At 70.8% G+C, this 15673-nt stretch carries 16 protein-coding genes; 13 read left to right on the forward strand and 3 right to left on the reverse strand.

The genetic code is table 11. The annotated features are described in order from the left end of the window. Positions 1-45 precede the first annotated feature (45 nt). The 7 genes from ACSHXC_RS31425 to ACSHXC_RS31455 all read left to right on the forward strand — a co-directional run bounded on the left by ACSHXC_RS31425 (position 46) and on the right by ACSHXC_RS31455 (position 6707). Entirely contained in the window at positions 46-717 is a 672-nt protein-coding gene (locus tag ACSHXC_RS31425) for a HEAT repeat domain-containing protein (RefSeq protein WP_438294779.1), read from the forward strand. A 3-nt stretch (positions 718-720) separates the two neighbouring features. Further along, positions 721-1719: a MerR family transcriptional regulator gene (locus ACSHXC_RS31430; RefSeq protein ID WP_438294780.1), complete on the forward strand. Its 999-nt coding sequence runs from the start codon at positions 721-723 to the stop codon at positions 1717-1719. Between the two features lie 142 nt (positions 1720-1861). Beyond that, positions 1862-2893 carry an N-acetyl-gamma-glutamyl-phosphate reductase gene (gene argC, locus ACSHXC_RS31435; RefSeq protein WP_438294781.1) on the forward strand — a complete coding sequence of 344 codons (1032 nt, stop codon included), beginning with the start codon at positions 1862-1864 and terminating at the stop codon, positions 2891-2893. Then, positions 2890-4047 (forward strand): bifunctional glutamate N-acetyltransferase/amino-acid acetyltransferase ArgJ, encoded by a 1158-nt coding sequence (argJ, locus tag ACSHXC_RS31440; RefSeq protein WP_438294782.1) that lies wholly within the window; start codon positions 2890-2892, stop codon positions 4045-4047. The genes argC and argJ overlap by 4 nt, the downstream gene beginning before the upstream one ends. After that, positions 4044-4964 carry an acetylglutamate kinase gene (argB, locus tag ACSHXC_RS31445; protein WP_438294783.1) on the forward strand — a complete coding sequence of 307 codons (921 nt, stop codon included), beginning with the start codon at positions 4044-4046 and terminating at the stop codon, positions 4962-4964. Before argJ ends, argB begins: the two co-directional genes overlap by 4 nt. Positions 4965-4999: 35 nt before the next feature. Further along, complete coding sequence (locus ACSHXC_RS31450) at positions 5000-6157, forward strand: acetylornithine transaminase (RefSeq protein WP_438296932.1); 1158 nt, start codon at positions 5000-5002, stop codon at positions 6155-6157. A gap of 7 nt (positions 6158-6164) precedes the next feature. Continuing rightward, a complete protein-coding gene (locus ACSHXC_RS31455) occupies positions 6165-6707 on the forward strand; it encodes an arginine repressor (RefSeq protein ID WP_053723584.1) in 543 nt (180 codons plus the stop codon). A gap of 48 nt (positions 6708-6755) precedes the next feature. Here the strand turns inward: ACSHXC_RS31455 and ACSHXC_RS31460 are convergent, their stop codons facing one another. Continuing rightward, positions 6756-7448 carry a L,D-transpeptidase family protein gene (locus tag ACSHXC_RS31460; RefSeq protein WP_438294784.1) on the reverse strand — a complete coding sequence of 231 codons (693 nt, stop codon included), beginning with the start codon at positions 7446-7448 and terminating at the stop codon, positions 6756-6758. A 257-nt stretch (positions 7449-7705) separates the two neighbouring features. Here ACSHXC_RS31460 and argH point away from each other — a divergent pair, with 257 nt between their 5' ends. The 3 genes from argH (at position 7706) to ACSHXC_RS31475 (ending at position 11286) form a co-directional block, all read left to right on the forward strand. Continuing rightward, positions 7706-9133, forward strand: a complete 1428-nt coding sequence (gene argH / locus ACSHXC_RS31465) for an argininosuccinate lyase (RefSeq protein WP_438294785.1) — start codon at positions 7706-7708, stop codon at positions 9131-9133. A 69-nt stretch (positions 9134-9202) separates the two neighbouring features. Then, positions 9203-9754: a TetR/AcrR family transcriptional regulator gene (locus tag ACSHXC_RS31470; RefSeq protein ID WP_438294786.1), complete on the forward strand. Its 552-nt coding sequence runs from the start codon at positions 9203-9205 to the stop codon at positions 9752-9754. A gap of 38 nt (positions 9755-9792) precedes the next feature. Further along, positions 9793-11286: an MFS transporter gene (locus ACSHXC_RS31475; protein ID WP_438296933.1), complete on the forward strand. Its 1494-nt coding sequence runs from the start codon at positions 9793-9795 to the stop codon at positions 11284-11286. A 169-nt stretch (positions 11287-11455) separates the two neighbouring features. Here ACSHXC_RS31475 and ACSHXC_RS31480 read toward each other — a convergent pair whose 3' ends face one another. After that, the gene (locus ACSHXC_RS31480; RefSeq protein WP_381226118.1) at positions 11456-12076 is read right to left on the reverse strand and encodes a lysophospholipid acyltransferase family protein; all 621 of its coding nucleotides are present in this window, start codon (positions 12074-12076) and stop codon (positions 11456-11458) included. Between the two features lie 317 nt (positions 12077-12393). Between ACSHXC_RS31480 and ACSHXC_RS31485 the strand changes: the two genes are divergently transcribed. The 3 genes from ACSHXC_RS31485 (at position 12394) to ACSHXC_RS31495 (ending at position 14669) form a co-directional block, all read left to right on the forward strand. Then, complete coding sequence (locus tag ACSHXC_RS31485; protein ID WP_438294787.1) at positions 12394-13551, forward strand: glycerophosphodiester phosphodiesterase; 1158 nt, start codon at positions 12394-12396, stop codon at positions 13549-13551. Between the two features lie 83 nt (positions 13552-13634). Continuing rightward, the gene (locus ACSHXC_RS31490; protein ID WP_438294788.1) at positions 13635-14129 is read left to right on the forward strand and encodes a sigma-70 family RNA polymerase sigma factor; all 495 of its coding nucleotides are present in this window, start codon (positions 13635-13637) and stop codon (positions 14127-14129) included. A gap of 36 nt (positions 14130-14165) precedes the next feature. Next, complete coding sequence (locus ACSHXC_RS31495; RefSeq protein WP_438296935.1) at positions 14166-14669, forward strand: GNAT family N-acetyltransferase; 504 nt, start codon at positions 14166-14168, stop codon at positions 14667-14669. Here the strand turns inward: ACSHXC_RS31495 and ACSHXC_RS31500 are convergent. Continuing rightward, on the reverse strand, positions 14666-15622 hold the full coding sequence (locus ACSHXC_RS31500; RefSeq protein WP_438294789.1) for an IS481 family transposase: 957 nt from the start codon (positions 15620-15622) through the stop codon (positions 14666-14668). The genes ACSHXC_RS31495 and ACSHXC_RS31500 overlap by 4 nt on opposite strands. Positions 15623-15673: the final 51 nt, after the last annotated feature.

Here is a 15673-nt window from a genome sequence, read left to right on the forward strand (position 1 = left end):
GACACGGTGACAAGCCCTTCACTGCTTGCCAAGGAGGTGGTCTCGATGACGATCACGAGACAGGACACGGATGCGGCCCGAGCGCTCCAGGGGCTGGAGGACGGCCGTTCGTCCGTGCGGCTGCGGGCCGCTCTGGCGGTCGGCACGACGCCCGACCCGCGCTTCGTCGACAGGCTCGTCGAGCGATGCGCGATCGAGCCCGAGTTCCTCGTCCGCGACATGCTGACCTGGGCCCTCACGCGCCACCCGGTGGACATGACCCTGCCCGTGCTGATCCGCGAGGTCCGCTCGAAGCGGGCGCAGGCTCGGAGCCAGGCGCTGCACACGCTGTCCAAGATCGGGGACCGGCAGGCGTGGCCGGCGATCACGCGGGCGCTGTTGTCCGACGCCGACGACGAGGTCGCGCGCAGTGCCTGGCGGGCTGCGGCCATACTCGTACCGGAGGGCGAGGAGGCAGCGTTGGCCGCGGTGTTGGCGACGCAGCTCGGGCGCGGTGGGCGGGAGACGCAGCTGAGTCTCAGCCGGGCACTGGTCGCGCTGGGGGAAGTGATCGTGCCGGCTCTGCTCGCTGCCGCGACGGTCGCCGACCCGTGCGTGCGCGCGCACGCACGCGCCACACAACGGCTGCTGCGCGACCCGGACGCCGGATTCGAGTTCGCGATCGAGGAGGCGAAGCGGGTCGTGGCTCTCGGCGGGTCCGGCCAGGAGGGACGATAAGGCGTGTTGATCGGTGAGGTGGCCCGACGGTCCGGGGTCAGTGCCCGCATGCTCCGGCATTACGAGTCGCTCGGTCTGGTGCGGCCCTCGGGCCGTACCGGCTCCGGCTACCGGGAGTACTCCGAGCAGGACATCCGGCGGATCTTCCACGTCGAGAGCCTGCGGTCGCTGGGTCTTTCGCTGCGCGAGATCGGTCGCGCGCTCGACGACCCCCACTTCACGCCCTCGGCGCTCGTCGACGACCTCATCCGCCGGACCCGCGAACGCATCGCCGCCGAGACCGAGCTGCTCACGCGGCTGCGCCGGATCGATGCCGCCGGCCCCGCCGGGTGGGAGGACGTCCTCCAAGTGGTCGTACTCCTCCAGGCCCTGGGGTCGAAGAACGCCGACGCGCGCCAGCGCGCGGCTCTTGCCTCGGCCGACGAAGTGCCGGTGGAAGCCCTCGTCGAGGCGGCACTGAACGAGACGGACCCTAACGTCTCCGGCGCCCTTCGCTGGGCGCTGGCGCGATCGGGCGACGACGGCCCGGCCCTGCTGGCGCACGGCCTCGGCTCACCGGTGCCCGCGGTGCGCAAACGTGCCGTTCAGTCCCTCGCCGAGATGGCTGAAGGCGAGGCCGACAACCACCTGCGGGATGCCCTCGCGCATCCCGATGCCGTGGTCCGCGGGTACGCGGCTCTGGCGCTCGGAACGCGTGGGGTGATCGACGCGGTCCCGACGCTCATCGACATGATCGCGGAAGGCAGGAACGACACCGACGCCGCCGACGCACTGAGCGTTCTGGCGAGCGACACCGCAACGGCGGACCGGATCGCGACCGGGCTCGTCGACCGCCTCGCCCACGCCACCACGCAAGCGCCCGCACGCGGACGGCTGACCCAGGCGCTCGCGGGCATCCCGGGCACCCGGGCGTCCCACGCCCTCGTGGAGCTGTCGCACGACACGGACCGTGTCGTGGCACTGACCGCGACGTACCTCCTTCAGCTGCGCGACGCCCGGTGACGGATCACCCCCGAGGCCCTATGCGCAGGTCAGACAGGGCTCGCTCAGCCGCTCCGACCACACTGGGACGCCGGGCGCCCCCGAGTCTCATTGCATAAAACTGCAACGCTGCGTATAGTCATGCCATCACCGAGGAGGAACGATGGCGGCGGTACGTGCGGCAGTGGCAGGGGCCAGTGGGTATGCGGGCGGGGAGCTTCTGCGCCTGCTGCTTGGGCATCCTGGGGTCGAGATCGGGGCGCTGACCGCGAACTCCAACGCCGGGCAGCTGCTCGGTTCGCTTCAGCCGCATCTCGTCCCGCTGGCCGGGCGGACGCTCGAACCGACCACCGCCGAGGTGCTCTCCGGGCACGATGTCGTCTTTCTGGCGCTGCCGCACGGGCAGTCCGCGGCCGTGGCCGATCAGCTCGGGCCGGACGTCCTCGTCGTCGACATGGGGGCCGACTTCCGGCTCCGGAACGCCGCCGACTGGGAGAAGTTCTACGGTTCGGCGCACGCCGGGTCCTGGCCCTACGGGTTGCCCGAACTGCCGGGCGCGCGGGCGGCGTTGGAGTCGACGCGGCGGATCGCCGTGCCCGGCTGCTACCCGACCGCCGTCTCCCTCGCGCTCTTCCCCGCGTACCAGAACGGCCTCGTGGAGAGCGACGCCGTGATCGTCGCCGCCACCGGCACCTCCGGCGCGGGCAAGGCGCTCAAGCCGCATCTGCTCGGCAGCGAGGTGATGGGCTCGATGTCCCCGTACGGGGTCGGCGGCGGGCACCGGCACACCCCCGAGATGATCCAGAACCTGAGCGCCGTGGCGGGCCAGGACGTCACCGTGTCCTTCACGCCCACCCTCGCGCCCATGTCCCGCGGCATCCTCGCCACCTGTTCCGCGAAGGCGAAGGACGGCGTCACCGCCGAGGGCGTACGGGCCGCGTACGAGAAGGCCTTCGCGGACGAGCCGTTCGTGCACCTGCTCCCCGCGGGGCAGTGGCCCGCCACCGCCTCCGTGTACGGATCCAACTCCGTTCAGGTGCAGGTGGCGTACGACGAGAGCGCCGGGCGCGTGATCGCCATCAGCGCCATCGACAACCTCACGAAGGGCACCGCCGGCGGCGCGGTGCAGAGCATGAACATCGCCCTCGGACTCGACGAGTCCACCGGCCTTTCGACGATTGGAGTTGCGCCGTGAGCGTGACCGCAGCGCAGGGATTCACGGCGGCGGGCATCGCCGCCGGGATCAAGCAGAACGGCAACCCGGACCTGGCCCTCGTGGTCAACACCGGGCCCCGCCGCGCCGCCGCGGGCGTCTTCACCTCCAACCGCGTCAAGGCTGCCCCGGTCCTGTGGTCCGAGCAGGTGCTCAAGGGCGGCGAGGTGAGCGCCGTCGTCCTCAACTCCGGTGGTGCCAACGCCTGTACGGGACCCAAGGGCTTCCAGGACACCCACGCCACGGCCGAGAAGGTCGCCGAGGTGCTCGACGGGCACAGTGCGGGCGAGGTCGCCGTCGCGTCCACCGGGCTCATCGGCGTGCTGCTCCCGATGGACAAGCTCCTGCCCGGCATCGAGCAGGCGGCCGCCGAACTCTCCGCGCACGGCGGCGAAAAGGCCGCCATCGCCATCAAGACCACCGACACCGTGCACAAGACCAGCGTGGTCACCAAGGACGGCTGGACCGTCGGCGGCATGGCCAAGGGCGCGGGCATGCTCGCCCCCGGGCTCGCCACCATGCTCGTCGTGCTCACCACCGACGCCGACCTCGACGCCGCCACGCTCGACAGGGCGCTGCGCGACGCGACGCGGCAGACGTTCGACCGGGTCGACTCCGACGGCTGCATGTCCACCAACGACACCGTGCTGCTGCTCGCCTCCGGCGCTTCCCAACTTGTCCCGGAATACGGGGACTTCGCCGAGGCCGTACGGGCCGTCTGCGACGATCTCGCGCGGCAGCTCATCGGGGACGCCGAGGGTGCGTCCAAGGACATCCGCATCGAGGTCATCAACGCCGCGAGCGAGGACGACGCCGTCGAGGTCGGACGGTCCATCGCGCGGAACAACCTGCTCAAGTGCGCGATCCACGGCGAGGACCCCAACTGGGGCCGGGTGCTCTCCGCCATCGGCACCACGAAGGCCGCGTTCGACCCCGATCGGCTCAACGTCGCCATCAACGGCGTCTGGGTCTGCAAGAACGGCTCGGTCGGCGAGGACCGCGACCTCGTCGACATGCGCTACCGGGAGGTAAGGATCACCGCCGACCTCGCCGCCGGCGGCAGCGAGCCCGTCGTCATCTGGGCCAACGACCTCACCGCCGACTACGTCCACGAGAACAGTGCGTACAGCTCATGAGCACTCGCAAACACACGGCACTGCCCAAGGCGCAGACCCTCATCGAGGCGCTGCCCTGGCTGACCCGGCACCACGGCAAGACCGTCGTGATCAAGTTCGGCGGCAACGCCATGGTCGACGAGGAGCTGAAGGCCGCCTTCGCCCAGGACGTCGTGTTCCTGCGGCAGTCCGGCCTCAAGCCCGTCGTCGTGCACGGCGGCGGCCCGCAGATCAGCGCCCAGCTCGACAAGCAGGGCCTGGTCAGCGAGTTCAAGGCGGGCCTCAGGGTCACCACGCCCGAGGCCATGGACGTGGTCCGGATGGTGCTCGCCGGGCAGGTGCAGCGCGAGCTCGTCGGGCTGCTCAACCAGCACGGGCCGCTCGCCGTCGGCATGACCGGCGAGGACGCCCACACCATCACCGCCACCCAGCACCGCCCCGAGATCGACGGCGAACTGGTCGACATCGGCCGGGTCGGCCAGATCACCGCGATCGACCCGGGCGCCATCCAGGCGCTCCTGGACGACGGCCGGATCCCGGTCATCTCCTCGATCGCCCGCTCCCAGGACGACGGACATGTCTACAACGTCAATGCTGATACGGCGGCTGCGGCACTCGCTGCGGCGCTGGGCGCCGAGACCCTGATGGTCCTCACCGACGTCGAGGGCCTGTACGAGGACTGGCCCAACAGCGACGACGTCATCAGTAAACTGACGGCCAGTCAGCTGGAGAAGCTCCTTCCCGAACTCTCCAGCGGCATGGTCCCCAAGATGGAGGGCTGCCTGTTCGCGGTGCGCAACGGGGTCAACACCGCCCGCGTGATCGACGGACGGGTCCAGCACTCGATCCTGCTGGAGATCTTCACCGACGAGGGCATCGGCACGATGGTCGTGCCCGACGGACAAGGCGCAACGGACGCACAAGGGGGAGCGCGGTGACCAACCAGGAGCTCGCACAGCGCTGGCAGCACGTCATGACGGACAACTACGGCACGCCGAAGCTCTCGCTCGTACGCGGCGCGGGTGCGACGGTGTGGGACGCGGACGGCACCGAGTACACCGATTTCGTGGGCGGCATCGCGGTCAACGCGCTCGGCCATGCCCACCCGGCCGTCGTGCAGGCCGTGACCCAGCAGATCGCCTCGCTCGGCCACGTCTCGAACCTGTTCGTCGCGGAGCCGCCGGTGGCACTCGCCGAACGCCTCGTCCAGCTCTTCGGGCGCCCGGGACGCGTTTACTTCTGCAACTCTGGTGCTGAGGCCAACGAAGCCGCGTTCAAGATCGGCCGACTGACCGGGCGCACCCACATGGTCGCCACCGACGGCGGCTTCCACGGCCGGACGATGGGCGCGCTCGCGCTCACCGGCCAGCCCGGCAAGCAGGAGCCGTTCCGGCCGCTGCCCGGCGATGTCACCCACGTACCGTACGGAGACGTCGAGGCGCTGCGGGCGGCCGTCACCGAGGAGACCGCCTTCGTCATCATCGAGCCCATCCAGGGCGAGATGGGCGTGGTCGTCCCGCCGGCCGGCTACCTGTCGGCCGCCCGGGAGATCACCCGCGCCACGGGAACGCTGCTCGTCCTGGACGAGGTGCAGACCGGCATCGGACGGACCGGCACCTGGTTCGAGTACCAGCAGCACGAGGGCGTCGACCCGGACATCGTGACGCTGGCCAAGGGCCTCGGCGGCGGTCTTCCGATCGGCGCGGCGGTCGCCTTCGGCGCCGCGGCCGAGCTGCTCAGGCCCGGGATGCACGGCACCACCTTCGGCGGAAACCCGGTCGCCTGCGCCGCCGGACTCGCCGTCATCGACACGCTGTCCGCCGACGGGGCGCTCGACCGGGTCAAGCGGACCGGCGAGAAGCTGCGCGGCGGAATCGAGGCGCTGGGGCACCCGTTGGTCTCCCATGTCCGCGGTGCGGGGCTGCTGCTGGGTATCGTGCTCAACGAGCCCCTCGCGCCCCAGGTGCAGCAGGCGGCTCAGGATGCCGGCTTCCTGGTCAACGCGCCCGCCCCCGATGTCGTACGGCTCATGCCGCCGCTGATCATCGGTGACGCGGAGGCGGACGCGTTCCTCCAGGCCCTGCCCGGCGTTCTCGACACAGTCAACGGGGACGGACGATCCGGAGAATGAGACGACGATGACCGACGAGGCGCAGGACTTCGAGCCGGGCGGCCCCGCCGTACCGCAGACCCGCACCGCCCGCCACCGCCGGATCGTGGACATCCTCAACCGGCAGCCGGTGCGGTCCCAGAGCCAGCTCGCCAAGCTCCTCGCGGACGACGGGCTGAGCGTCACCCAGGCGACGCTCTCCCGCGACCTCGACGAGCTCGGTGCGGTGAAGATCCGCAACACCGGCGGTGAGCTGATCTACGCGGTGCCCAGCGAGGGCGGCTTCCGCACGCCGAAGGCACCCCTTGGCGAATCGGCGAAGGAGGAGCGGATGCGCAGGCTCTCCGCGGAACTCCTCATCTCCGCCGAGGCCTCCGCCAACCTGGTCGTCCTGCGCACCCCGCCCGGCGCCGCCCAGTTCCTCGCCTCGGCCATCGACCAGGCCGAACTGCACGACATCCTCGGCACGATCGCGGGCGACGACACGCTCATGCTGATCAGCCGCGACCCCTCGGGCGGCCAGGCGCTGGCCGACCATCTGCTGCGGCTCGCCCAGAACGACCACCGCTGACGGGGGCCGGGGGCTGCGGCCCCCAACTGCCGCCTGCGCCAGCTGAGTTCAGTAACGGGTGATCGCGGTCGGCCCGCTCGTCGTGCCGATCGCGATGTGCGGGCGCCGCAGGGGATTCACCCACATCAGCACCCGGTCCATCGCCTCGGCGGACACCGACACGCAACCGGCCGTCGCGCCGCGCCCGTTGACGTGCAGGAAGATCCCGGCGCCCCGGCCGCGCACCGGCCGCCGGTAGTTGAAGCCGATGACCAGAGCCCGGGCGTACTGGCTCGCGTACGCCGTCAGATGCTCCGACTCGCTCGCCCGGCAGTCCCGGGGCAGGCCCTCCACCCAGCGGTTGTACCTGCGGGACTCGTTGTCCTGGCACCACCAGGACCGATCTGTCGCGCGCCGGTAGGGATAGTGGGTGCCGTGCGGCGCGGGCGCGATCCCGAAGGCGTACGGCAGCGTGAACAGGCCGGTCGGCGTGGTGTCGGTGCCCTGGACGCGCGATTCGCCCTCGGCCAGGCCCTTCGTGCCGAACCTGGCGGGCGCCGAGCCGGCCGCCACCCAGCGCCCGCCCCGCCGGTCCCACCAGGTGAGCGTGCCCGTGGTGGCCCCGAGCGAGGGCGCCTCGGCCGTGATCAGCTGACTTCCGCCACCGGCGTACGCCATCCGCTCGGGCAGCGGCCGCCCGGGGTGCGCGGGCACGGCGAGCGGGACGAGCAGGGACGCGAGGAGCAGGGCAGTGATGCGCATGCTCCGGACCGTATGCCCGGCCGCCGCGCCCGGCCGCCCGAACCGGCGCGGGTTGCTCCGTACGCGCGATGAGCGCCGCTCGCCGTCACGACCCCGATGCATTGACAGAACATACAGAGCGCTGCATAGTTATGCCTATCGCCGAGATCGCCGCCAGGCGCGACTTCACGTGAGCGTGACCCGTTATACGGCCGCCTCCCCGTTCCTCCGCGGCGGGGAGGCGGTGGCACATCCATCCCTTCTGAGGAGCTTGAGCTGTGAGCAGCAACAACGGTGACGTCCGGCTCTGGGGCGCCCGGTTCGCCGACGGTCCCGCCGAGGCGCTGGCGAACCTGTCCGCGTCGGTCCACTTCGACTGGCGGCTCGCCCCGTACGACCTGGCGGGCTCCCGTGCGCACGCCCGTGTGCTCCACAAGGCGGGCCTGCTCACCGCCGACGAGCTCCAGCGGATGATCGCCGGCCTGGACCGGCTGGAGAGCGACGTCGCCGACGGCTCCTTCGTCGGCACCATCGCCGACGAGGACTGCCACACCGCCCTGGAGCGCGGCCTCCTGGAGCGCCTCGGCCCCGACCTCGGCGGCAAGCTGCGCGCCGGCCGGTCCCGCAACGACCAGATCGCCACGCTCTTCCGGATGTACCTGCGCGACCACGCCCGGATCATCGGCGGCCTGATCGCCGAGCTCCAGGACGCCCTGGTCGGCCTCGCCGAGGCGCACGCTGACGTCGCCATGCCCGGCCGCACGCACCTCCAGCACGCCCAGCCCGTCCTCTTCGCCCACCACATGCTCGCCCACGTCCAGTCGCTGTCCCGGGACGCCGAGCGGCTGCGCCAGTGGGACACCCGTACGGCCGTGTCGCCCTACGGATCGGGCGCGTTGGCGGGCTCCTCGCTCGGCCTCGACCCGGAGGCCGTCGCCGCCGACCTCGGCTTCGAGCGCGGCTCGGTGGGCAACTCCATCGACGGCACGGCCTCGCGGGACTTCGTCGCCGAGTTCGCCTTCATCACCGCGATGATCGGCGTGAACCTGTCGCGGATCGCGGAGGAGATCATCATCTGGAACACGAAGGAGTTCTCCTTCGTGACCCTGCACGACGCCTTCTCGACCGGCTCGTCGATCATGCCGCAGAAGAAGAACCCGGACATCGCCGAGCTGGCGCGGGGCAAGTCGGGCCGCCTGATTGGCAACCTCACCGGTCTGATGGCCACGCTGAAGGCGCTGCCACTCGCGTACAACCGGGACCTCCAGGAGGACAAGGAGCCGGTCTTCGACTCCTGCGACCAGCTGGAGGTGCTGCTGCCCGCCTTCACCGGGATGATGGCCACGCTCACCGTCAACCGGGAGCGGATGGAGGAGCTCGCCCCGGCCGGCTTCTCGCTCGCCACCGACATCGCCGAGTGGCTGGTCAAGCAGGGTGTGCCGTTCCGGGTCGCGCACGAGGTCGCGGGCGGGTGCGTCAAGGAGTGCGAGGCGCACGGCATCGAGCTCGACCAGCTCACCGACGAGCAGTTCGCGAAGATCTCCGAGCACCTGAAGCCCGAGGTGCGTACGGTCCTCAACGTCAAGGGCGCGCTCGCCTCCCGCAGCGGCCGCGGCGGTACGGCGCCCTCGGCCGTGGCCGCCCAACTTGCCGAGGTCAAGGCCGACTTGACGGTTCAGCACGACTGGGCGACCGCGAAGAAGTAGGTCCGTCGGGGCGGCCGCATCGACAGCCCGAGTGAGACGTTCATGTCTCACTCGGGCTATGGTTGTCTCATGACCGTGGATCGAGACCAGGTACTCCGCACCGCTGCCGCCCTCCTCACCCGTAAAGCCACCGCCACCATGGACGAGGTGGCGCGCGCGGCCGGAATCGGCCGGGCCACCCTTCATCGCCACTTCGCCGGACGGGAGGCCCTGGTCAGAGCCCTCGAAGAACTCGGCATCCGGGAGCTGGAGGGCGCCCTGGACAAGGCCCGGCTCGACGAGGGTGCCGCCTCGGACGCGCTGCGCCGCATGGTCGCCGAGGTCGAGCCCGTCGCGGGCCTCCTCGCTTTCCTCGTCACCGAGAACCAGCTCTTCGAGGGCGGGCAGATGAACGCGGGCTGGGCCCGCCTCGACGCCCGCGTCTCCGTGCTCTTCAAGCGCGGCCAGGAGCAGGGCGAGTTCCGCATCGACCTCACCCCGGCCTGGCTCACCGAGGCCCTGTACGGGCTGATCGGCGCGGGCGCCTGGGCCGTGCAGGACGGCCGGGTCGCCGCCAAGGACTTCCAGTACATGATCGCCGAGTTGCTGCTCGGCGGCGTACGGCGGAGCGTGGAGAAGTGACCGCAACCGAACCGCGGGAGCACCACGCCGTCGGCCGGATGGGCCGCTGGCTCGCGCTCGCGGTACTCGTCCTCGCCGTGCTGCTCGTGGCCGTCGACGCCACCGTGCTCGGCCTCGCCACACCCTTCCTCAGCGAGGACCTCAAGCCGTCCGGCACCCAGCTGCTGTGGATCGGCGACGTCTACTCGTTCATCATCGCCGGACTCCTCGTCTCGATGGGCAGCCTCGGCGACCGCATCGGCCGCAAGAAACTGCTGCTCATGGGAGCCGTGGCGTTCGGCGCGGTGTCCGTGCTCAACGCGTACGCATCGAGCCCGGAGATGATGATCCTGGCGCGGGCGCTGCTCGGCGTCGCGGGCGCGACCCTGATGCCGTCCACGCTCGCCCTGATCCGCAACATCTTCCACGACCCCCGGGAGCGCAGCCTCGCCGTGGGCATCTGGGGAGCCGCCGCCTCCGCGGGCGCGGCGGTCGGCCCGGTCGTCGGCGGGTTCCTCCTGGAGAACTTCTGGTGGGGCTCGGTCTTCCTCATCAACCTGCCGGTGATGGCCGTCCTGGTCCTCGTCGGCATCAAGCTGCTCCCCGAGTCGCGCGACCCGAACCCGGGCCCCTGGGACCTCATCAGCGTCGGGCTCTCGCTGGTCGGCATGGTCGCCGTGGTGTACGCCGTGAAGGAGGCCGCGGTCAACGGGTTCCGCTGGGACATCGCGGTGTCGGCCGTGCTCGGCATCGCGGCCCTCGTCTGGTTCGTACGCCGCCAGCGCACCCTGGATTCGCCGCTCCTGGACATCCGGCTCTTCCACCACCGGGGCTTTTCCGGGGCCGTACTGGCCGACCTGCTGACCATCCTCGGGCTGTCGGGGCTGGTGTTCTTCCTCTCCCAGTTCCTCCAGCTGGTCCAGGGGCGCTCGCCGTTGGAGGCCGGGCTCATCGAACTGCCCGCCGCCGTCGGCGCGGTGGGCGCGGGGCTCGCGGCCGGCACGATCGCCCGGCGAGCCTCCGTACGCAGCGCGGTCTCCGGCGGCCTCACGGCGGTCGCCCTCGCCCTGGCCGCCTGCGTGGCGCTCGGCGCGGACACGAGGGTGGTGTCCCTGGGCATCGCCCTGTTCGTGGGCGGGCTCGGCGCGGGCCTCGCCTTCACGGTGACGGCCGACGTCATCCTCTCCAGCGTCCCCAAGGAGCAGGCGGGCGCGGCCTCGGCGGTCTCCGAGACCGCGTACGAACTCGGTGCGGCCCTCGGGATCGCGCTGCTGGGTTCGGTGGTGACCGGTATCTACCGGGGCTTCGAGACCCCGCCGGGCGTCCCCGCGGACGTCGCCACCCAGGCCCACGACTCGCTCGGCGGCGCGGTGGAGGCGGCGGTACACCTCCCACCCGCGCAGGCATCGGCGATGCTGTCCGCGGCGCGGGACGCGTTCACGTCCGGCTTCCAGACGGCGGCGGCGGTGGGGGCGGGGGTGCTTTTCGCCACGGCGGTCGCAGCGTGGTTCCTTCTGCGCGGCCAGAAACTCGCCGACGGGGTCGAGCACTGAGCCACTCGGTGCCGCCGGGGGTGCGCCAGGGGGCTGGTTGTTCGGGTGCGGACCGTGCGTGGTTGCTCGCGCAGTTCCCCGCGCCCCTAGCGGCGCTGCCCCCAACTCCCCGTGGGGGCAAGGGAGTTCAGAGGGCACCCTGGAGGTCGGGCACCCCCGGAAAGCGCGGCTAGGCCGCCTTGGCCTTGGTGGCGTACATGTCGACGTACTCCTGCCCGGACAGCCGCATGACCTCCGCCATCACCGAGTCGGTAACCGCCCGCAGCACGTACCGGTCCCGGTCCATGCCCTCGTAGCGGGAGAACTCCATCGGCTCGCCGAAGCGGACCGTCACCTTGCCGGGGCGCGGCATGCCCGCACCGCCCGGCTGGAGCTTGTCCGTGCCGACCATCGCGAAGGGCACGACGGGCGCGCCCGTCATCAGGGTGAGCCGGGCGACACCGGTGCGGCCCCGGTACAGGCGGCCGTCGGGGGAGCGGGTGCCCTCCGGGTAGATGCCGAACATCTGCCCGTTCTCCAGGACGCGGCGGCCCGTCATCAGCGCGGCCACACCGCCGTTGGCGCCGTCCCGGTCGACCGGGATCATGCCGACCCCGGTGAAGAACCAGGCCATGAGGCGGCCCTTGAGTCCCTTGCCCGTGACGTACTCGTCCTTGCCGATGAAGGACACCTGCCGGTCGCACACGATGGGCAGCACGATCGAGTCGATGAACGTCACGTGGTTTCCGGCGAGGATCACTGGACCGGTGCCCGGGATGTTCTCGGCGCCTTCCACCTGTGGGCGGAACATCAGGCGCATGATCGGTCCGAGCACTGCCTTGATGAGCGCGAAGCGGGACAACGGGCCCTCCGGGGTCGTGTGGGTGGGGGTGGGATGTCTGTGCAGGTGAGGACGATACTCGCGGGCCGACTCTGATCGCACATCGGGTTCATGAAGTGGATACGCACTGTTGACATGTGTTTGCGCCAGGTTCGGCCCGCCTTCGTCCCCGGGTACCCCTAAAGCATCCCGCTTTTCAGCTCGGTCCGCCTACGCTCGTCTCCCCGCTTCGACAGGTGCGGGAGCCATGTAAAACCCCCGTGGGAACAGACGACCGAGGAGTGTTCATGACTGACGGCGAGCGGATGAGCCCCGGACGGCGCACCGTCCTTGGCGCGGCGGGCGCGGCCGTCCTCGGCACCGCGGCCACCGGGCTTGCGGGAGCGCCGGCTTCGGCCGCCCAGCGCCACCGCGGCCCGGCCGCCTACCGCGACCTGCCCGTTCCGTACGTCATCGGACACCGCGGCACCGCCGGATACCGGCCCGAGCACACGCTCGGCTCGTACCAGCACGCCCTCGACCTCGGTGCCCATGTCATCGAGCAGGACCTGGTGCCCACCAAGGACGGCCACCTGGTGTGCCGCCACGAGAACGACATCTCGGCCACGACGAACGTCTTGGACCACCCCGAGTTCGCGTCCCGCAGGACGACCAAGACCGTCGACGGGACAGCCATCACCGGCTGGTTCACCGAGGACTTCACGCTCGCCGAGCTCAAGACGCTGCGCGCCAAGGAGCGCATACCGGGCAACCGCCAGCACAACACCCTGTACGACGGCCGCTGGGACGTACCCACCTTCGAAGAGGTCCTGCGCTGGGCGCAGGAGCAGGGCCGCCGCCTCGGCCGCCGGATCTGGCTGCACTCCGAGACCAAGCACCCCACCTACTTCCGCGGCATCGGACTGCCCCTGGAGGACCGGGTCGCCGCCCTCCTGCGCCGCTACGGCCGCCACCGCGCGGACTCCCCGCAGTTCCTGGAATCCTTCGAGCCCAGCAGCATCCAGCGGCTGGCGCAGCTGGTCGACACACCTTCGGTGGTACTGCTCTCCAACGCCGGCACCAAGCCCTGGGACTTCGTGGTCAGCGGCGATCCGCGCACCGTCGACGACCTGGTCAAGCCCGCCGGCCTGAAGTGGATCGCCTCGTACGCCCAGGGCATCGGGCCCACCCTGGACCTGATCATCCCCAAGGACGCGTCGGGCAGGCTCACCAGGCCCACCACCCTCGTCCGCGACGCGCACGCGCAGGGGCTGATCCTGCACCCGTACACGATGCGCAACGAGAACACCTTCCTGCCCGCCGACTTCCGGCGCGGCACCGACCCCAACGCCTACGGGGACGCTTTCGGCGCATTCAAGACGTACTTCGCGACCGGTATTGACGCGGTGTTCTCCGACAACGCGGACACCGCGCTGCTCGCCGCGGCCGACTTCCGCAAGCACTGACGCCCCAACCCCTTTCACCCACGTACGAGTGAGAAGTGCCCGCCGCGGAAACCGGCTTCCGCGGCGGGTGCGTCCCGCCCGGCATGGATCTCGTCACAGAGCTCAGCCCGCTCGTCGCCGCCGAGGCCGCGGCCGAGGCACCCGGCACCGGAATGGATGCCGCCGACCTCGAACAGGCCGTCTGGCTAAGGCTGTTGGAGCAGCACCCGGCGGACCCCGTGCACTGGGTCCGCACCGCCGTACGGGCCGAGGCGCGCCGCGCCCGCCGGCTGCGGCGCCAGGAGCGGCCGTACGGCAGCGCCCCGGCCGCCGACCCGGACCCCGGGCCCGAACTCGCCGCCATCACGGCCGAGCGGCGCCGCACCCTGCACGCGGCCATCGGCCGTACTCCGGGCAACTGCCCCCGCCTGCTCGCCGCGCTGCTCTCGCCCAAGGACCCCACCTACCGGGAAATCGCAGGGGAGTTGGATATCTCACAGGGCAGTCTGGGGCCGATGCGTTCCCGTTGCCTGGGATGCCTGCGCAGAATGCTGGCGGCGGAGGTTGCCGCTCCTGAACCCGGGGGAAAGGAGCGGTAGACAATCGGGGACCAGTTGAGCGAGAGGCATGCACACATGGGCATGAGCGTGACCATCTCTGCGGCCGGCGCACAGGATGCCGAGCAGATACTGAAGCTGCAGTACCTCTGCTACCAGAGCGAGGCCGAGCTCTACGGCGACTACTCGATCGAACCCCTCACCCAGACCCTGGATGGCCTTCGGGCCGAACTCTCCACGGGATACGCCCTGGTGGCCCGGCTCGGCGACGAGGTCGTCGCCTCGGTGCGGGGCTGTGTCGATGCGTCCGGCACCGGCCACATCGCCAAGCTGATCGTTCATCCCCGGATGCAGGGGCACGGCCTGGGTGGGCGCCTCCTCGACGCGATCGAGGCCCACTGTGCGGCCGAGCTCGCCGCGAAGCGCTTCCAGCTGTTCACGGGGCATCTCAGCGAGTCGAATCTGCGGCTCTACCTCCGGCACGGATACGCGGCTGTCGGCAGGGAGCCGGTGAGCGCGCGGCTTTCCCTCATCACCCTTGAAAAGGATGCGTCGGCTCAGCAGTTCGCTGCGAGCGCCTAGATGTATTGACTCGCAGGGTTGTTGACGCGGGTGATGGGCGGGTGTCCGTCGAGTGCGGTGTGGCAGCGGTGGTGGTTGTAGGTGTGGAGGAAGTCTGTCAGGGCCGCTGTCCGCTCGTCGTTTGAGGTGTAGGGCCGCAGGTAGGCCCACTCGTCCAGCAGGGTGCGGTTGAAGCGTTCGACCTTGCCGTTGGTCTGCGGCCGGTAAGCGCGCGTGAGTTTGCCGGTCGCGCCGAGGTCGGTAAGGACGGCTTTCCAGGCCAGGCCCTTGCGGTAGGCCCACGCATTGTCCGTCAGGACCCGCTCGATGCGGGGGATGCCCTGGCTGTGGAAGAACGCGGCCGCGCGGGTGAGGAAGCCCGCGCAGGTCGCGACCTTCTCGTCAGGGTGGACCTCGCTGTAGGCCAGGCGGGAGTGGTCGTCGACGGCGGAGTGGATGTAGTCGAAGCCCATGGCGGAGCGGGTTGCCCGGCCGGCCTGACGGCCCAGGGTCTTGTGGCCGCCGCCGTCGGGGATCCGGCCGAGTTTCTTGACGTCGACGTGGATCAGCTCGCCTGGGCGGTCGCGTTCGTAGCGGCGGATCACGGTGCCGGTCGGGCGGTCGAGCCAGGAAAGCCGGTTCAGCCGGTGGCGGGTGAGGATCCGGTGCACAGTGGATGCGGGCAGTCCCACGATCGGGCCGATCCGGGCGGGCCCGAGCTTGCGGGTCCGCCGCAGGCCACAGACCCGCTCTTCCAGTGCGGCCGGTGTCCGGTGCGGGGTCGTGGCCGGTCTGCTGGGCCGGTCGGCCAGGCCCGCGTCGCCTTCGGTCTTCCAGCGTCGGACCCATTTGTGGGCTGTGGGCCGGGATATGCCCATCTCGGCCGCCACATGCGCGACAGGACGGCCGGAACGGACACGTTCGACCAGCAGCCGCCTGCCGTGCATGGTCAGGCGGGCATTACGGTGGGACACGAAGACCTCCGTGCGTGGTGTGGAGCCTAGACACCTCCACCACACCGGAGG

The sequence above is a fragment of the Streptomyces sp. HUAS TT7 genome (assembly GCF_051550175.1).
Taxonomy (GTDB): domain Bacteria; phylum Actinomycetota; class Actinomycetes; order Streptomycetales; family Streptomycetaceae; genus Streptomyces.

Excerpts from the sequence above, each read along its gene's own strand:
- ACSHXC_RS31460 (WP_438294784.1), bottom strand. The coding sequence starts at position 7,448 with ATGCGCATCACTGCCCTGCTCCTCGCGTCCCTGCTCGTCCCGCTCGCC.
- argB (WP_438294783.1), top strand. The coding sequence starts at position 4,044 with ATGAGCACTCGCAAACACACGGCACTGCCCAAGGCGCAGACCCTCATC.
- ACSHXC_RS31485 (WP_438294787.1), top strand. The coding sequence starts at position 12,394 with ATGACTGACGGCGAGCGGATGAGCCCCGGACGGCGCACCGTCCTTGGC.
- ACSHXC_RS31425 (WP_438294779.1), top strand. The coding sequence starts at position 46 with ATGACGATCACGAGACAGGACACGGATGCGGCCCGAGCGCTCCAGGGG.
- ACSHXC_RS31450 (WP_438296932.1), top strand. The coding sequence starts at position 5,000 with ATGACGGACAACTACGGCACGCCGAAGCTCTCGCTCGTACGCGGCGCG.
- ACSHXC_RS31455 (WP_053723584.1), top strand. The coding sequence starts at position 6,165 with ATGACCGACGAGGCGCAGGACTTCGAGCCGGGCGGCCCCGCCGTACCG.
- argC (WP_438294781.1), top strand. The coding sequence starts at position 1,862 with ATGGCGGCGGTACGTGCGGCAGTGGCAGGGGCCAGTGGGTATGCGGGC.
- ACSHXC_RS31475 (WP_438296933.1), top strand. The coding sequence starts at position 9,793 with ATGGGCCGCTGGCTCGCGCTCGCGGTACTCGTCCTCGCCGTGCTGCTC.
- ACSHXC_RS31480 (WP_381226118.1), bottom strand. The coding sequence starts at position 12,076 with ATGTTCCGCCCACAGGTGGAAGGCGCCGAGAACATCCCGGGCACCGGT.
- ACSHXC_RS31470 (WP_438294786.1), top strand. The coding sequence starts at position 9,203 with ATGACCGTGGATCGAGACCAGGTACTCCGCACCGCTGCCGCCCTCCTC.
- ACSHXC_RS31490 (WP_438294788.1), top strand. The coding sequence starts at position 13,635 with ATGGATCTCGTCACAGAGCTCAGCCCGCTCGTCGCCGCCGAGGCCGCG.
- ACSHXC_RS31495 (WP_438296935.1), top strand. The coding sequence starts at position 14,166 with ATGGGCATGAGCGTGACCATCTCTGCGGCCGGCGCACAGGATGCCGAG.